The sequence below is a fragment of the Microcoleus sp. S13_C3 genome, assembly GCF_036700905.1.
Classification (GTDB): Bacteria; Cyanobacteriota; Cyanobacteriia; order Cyanobacteriales; family Microcoleaceae; genus Microcoleus.
In genome coordinates this window covers 1-1,434 of the sequence record NZ_JAUBPT010000352.1, presented here as the reverse complement: position 1 = coordinate 1,434, position 1,434 = coordinate 1, and the positions used below count along the sequence as shown (strand labels likewise).

1 protein-coding gene is annotated in these 1,434 nt (G+C 48.7%); it reads right to left on the bottom strand.

What is annotated here, in order from left to right; genetic code table 11:
• Positions 1-248: 248 nt before the first annotated feature.
• On the bottom strand, positions 249-1,256 hold the full coding sequence (locus QUA16_RS36670) for an ADP-ribosylglycohydrolase family protein (RefSeq protein ID WP_333109763.1): 1,008 nt from the start codon (positions 1,254-1,256) through the stop codon (positions 249-251).
• Between the last annotated feature and the right edge of the window lie 178 nt (positions 1,257-1,434).

Genomic DNA, 1,434 nt, shown 5'->3' with positions numbered 1-1,434 from the left:
ACCAACAATATCTGCCAATAATTGACAATCTCAAAAACCCGCCCCGGCCGGGATATTATGGTCAATCGATCGCCCAAATTTATCTAGCCCTAATAATAAGTCCTAAGTTGTGAGAACTGATATCTTGCACCATTCTCAATTAGCCCTTTATGAACAGGCAAGATGCCTGTTCCACAAGAACATTTAATTTTTGTGGAACAGGCATCTTGCCTGTTCTTGAGAATGGTGCAAGATATGAGGATAAGCGGCTACAACTTGACTTTCAACTGATAACAATTGTCAGCGAGTTTAATCAATTCCCCCAGGCCCCAAGTACCTTGATCGTTCAAAAATCCCGCTAGTTGATTCGGGATGGCTTCTAGGCCCAGAAATGCCCCGCTGATAGCACAAGCCATTGCTGCGGTAGTATCCACATCGCCACCGACGGCGATGCTAGTGCAGAGAGTTTCCCAGTAATCTTGAGGCGTTCTCAAAAACGCATATAAACTCCACAAGACGCTACCGACTACAAAAGGGGAAATTCCTTGCCAAGAGTGCTCGTAGTTTAACGGGAGTCCAGCTTTAGAAATCAACTCTACGGCTGACTCTGGGGGCAATTTCACCCAATCAATCAAATCTTTGAGCAAAGCGGCAAAGGAAGAATCAACTTCTGCTACCCATTCGCTCAGTTGGCCGAGAAATGGCTCAGTGTCAATCATCATGTCAGATTGAAGGGCGATCGCCACAGCCCCGGCGATCGCCACAGCACCGGCAGAACACCGCGAATCTTGATGGGTGATGCGCCCTTGATCGCAAGCAGCTTGTACAAGCTGGGACGGGTCATCGTAGAATATTAAGCCGATCGATCCAGCCCTCATCGCACTGCCATTACCAGCATTGGGAGCACGAGTACCAGCTTCTTGCCAAGCAACGCCCCGAATCAGGCGGTTTGCAGCTTCTTCTGTCGATCGACCCCGCCCGACAATGCGCTGTTGAGCGAAAATGTCAGCAATACGGGTGGCGTAGTCGCTGGGGTCGAATTCGCCACAAGCGACATAGCTTTCGAGGAGTTCGCGGGCGAGTTGGGAGTCGTCGGTGTATTGACCAAAAGGAAAGCCGAAACGATCGCGATCTTTGATTTTTTTGAGTCTAACTTCGTAGTTGACAAAGTTTTGGCAAACTTCCGGAGGATAGCCTTCTACTCTACAGCCTATAGCGTCGCCGAGACACTGACCGATCAGACAACCTCTAAATTGTTCCAGACGCGGTACTGTCATTTATCTAGCTTTAAGTAGGTGTATCTAATCTTATGTTAAATCCCCGACTTCTTAAAGCCTGCGGGTAACAGGACGCCGCCCATTTGTGTCAACTTAATACTAATTTAATGTGAAGTTGCACATATCTCGATCCCCCTCGCATACCCCCTACTCCCCCTGGTTGTTGGGGAGTAGGGGT